Genomic DNA, 2,142 nt, shown 5'->3' on the forward strand with positions numbered 1-2,142 from the left:
CTTGTTTTTTTAATTACGGCACAGCCTCTCCAGAGAGAGGCCGGGGTCAGGGTGGGGGGAGAGGAATTATAGGCTGCCAGACAGCCTCCCGGGATGGATTTTACACGTCACGGTATTAAAGCTCATTTGTACTAAGCCGAAATACACAAAAGATTACCCGGCTTCCGGGTCCTGCCCTTGGTCGAGCTTGCGGTCTTTCAGACCGTCTCTATAACATTTCCCGCCATACCAGTCGATCTGGCGGCAGATCCCCCGGATGATGCTGACTTCCTTGGCCCGCAGCGGCAGGCGGTTGAAAAAGCGCCGCAAATTGTTCATCCAGTAGTCAGGGTTATCCGGATTGATAAAGCTGATCCGGACCAGTATTTCCTTTAACTGCGCGTACATGCCTTCAAGTTCGTGGCGACTGGCCACCCGGGGAATAAACGCCGTTTTTTCTTCCCGGGCGGCAAGGAAAATTTCATAACATACGATCATGACGGCCTGGGCCAGATTGAGGGAAGAGAACGCCGCTGTGGGAATATGGACCAAGTCATGGCAGTTGCATAGATCCTCATTGGAAAGTCCCCGATCCTCGGGGCCGAACAGGATGGCCACCTGGTTGTGGTGTGAAAGGGGAATCAGGCTTTCGGCCAGTTTTGCGGGTGATTTTAATACCGGCCGCTGGCCCCCCAGCCGTGCGGTGGTTCCGGCCACAAATTGAAACGGAGCCAACGCTTCCCTGAGGTCGCTAAAAACCTGCATTTTTTCAACGACCCCGGCAGCCGCATGGGTTGCCATCATCCGGACCCGCTCCAGATCGAGCTGTTGCGGCGCAACCACAATCAACCGGCCGATTCCCATGTTTTGCATGGCACGGGCGGCAGCCCCGATATTTTCAGAAATCCGCGGCCGATGCAGCACGATGGAGACATGCTGAAGCATCACCCGGTCAGACATCAGCCGACAATTTCAAAACGGTTGAAAAAGTAACCGATTTCAAAAGCGGCGGTTTCCGGCGCATCCGATCCATGGACAATGTTTTTCTCAATGCTGGTTGCAAAATCCGCCCGAATCGTCCCCTTTTCCGCATCCTTGTAATTGGTGGCGCCCATCAGCTTTCTGTTACGGGCGATCACATTTTCAGCTTCCAGCACCATCACCACCACCGGACCGGACGACATGAACTCCGTCAAGCTGCTGAAAAAAGGCCTTTCTCGATGGACGGCATAAAATCCTTGCGCCTCTTTGCGGGTCATGTAAAGCATTTTCATGGCAACGATTTTGATTTTATTGCTTTCAAACCGTTTAACGACCTCTCCAATGACGCCCTGCGCCACGCCATCCGGTTTGATAATAGATAGTGTTCGTTCCATATGTTTAATTTCCTTTCGATTGTTTAAGATTTTTCGGTGAAATATCAGAAGGCACGTGACAAGTCAACCGGATGACGGAATTGCGTCAAATAGTTTGATAACGGTTGACAAGTTAAGCCGTCCATTTTATTTTTATATTCAGCAAGTCCTATCGTTAGGATAAAATAAGCATTCTGATTTCAAGGAGTATCCATGCCGATTTACGAATTTTACTGCAGCGATTGCAACACCATCTTCAATTTCTTTTCCAAAACGGTCAACACCTCCAAAAAGCCCAAGTGCCCCAAATGCAGAACAAAGGCCCTTTCCCGGCAGGTGTCGCTTTTCGCGTTTACAGGCAAGGCCAAAGAAACCGGCAGCATGGACGATCTCCCCCTTGACGAAAGCAAAATGGAACGTGCCATGCAGTTGCTGGCCGGTGAAGCCGATAAAATAAACGAGGACGACCCCCGCCAGGCGGCCAATCTGATGCGAAAACTTACAGACATGACCGGTTTAAAGCTGGGCCCGGGCATGGAAGAGGCCTTGAACCGGATGGCAAGGGGCGAGGATCCCGAACAGATTGAAGCTGAGATGGGTGATCTGTTGGAGCAGGAGGATCCTTTTGAGCTTGCGGCAAAGAGTGAAAAAGGGAGCAAGGCAAAACGCCCGGCCCCCATCAGAGATAAAACCCTTTATGATCTATAGCGGACCCCATGCCAAAAACAGTCCTGGACAGAATCGAAATTAAGCAGGGAGATATTACCAAGCTCAACGTCGATGCCATTGTCAACGCCGCCAACACATC

Annotated in this window: 3 protein-coding genes; 1 reads left to right on the forward strand and 2 read right to left on the reverse strand. The window is 51.1% G+C overall.

Annotated elements, in window-relative coordinates; all coding sequences use genetic code 11:
* Positions 1–153: 153 nt before the first annotated feature.
* Positions 154–939: an RNA methyltransferase gene (locus tag P1P89_23210; protein ID MDF1594434.1), complete on the reverse strand. Its 786-nt coding sequence runs from the start codon at positions 937–939 to the stop codon at positions 154–156.
* The gene (gene ndk, locus P1P89_23215) at positions 939–1,355 is read right to left on the reverse strand and encodes a nucleoside-diphosphate kinase (protein ID MDF1594435.1); all 417 of its coding nucleotides are present in this window, start codon (positions 1,353–1,355) and stop codon (positions 939–941) included. Before ndk ends, P1P89_23210 begins: the two co-directional genes overlap by 1 nt.
* A gap of 192 nt (positions 1,356–1,547) precedes the next feature.
* Between ndk and P1P89_23220 the strand changes: the two genes are divergently transcribed.
* Entirely contained in the window at positions 1,548–2,042 is a 495-nt protein-coding gene (locus tag P1P89_23220) for a zinc ribbon domain-containing protein (protein ID MDF1594436.1), read from the forward strand.
* Positions 2,043–2,142: the final 100 nt, after the last annotated feature.

The sequence above is a fragment of the Desulfobacterales bacterium genome (genome assembly GCA_029211065.1).
GTDB lineage: Bacteria > Desulfobacterota > Desulfobacteria > Desulfobacterales > JARGFK01 > JARGFK01.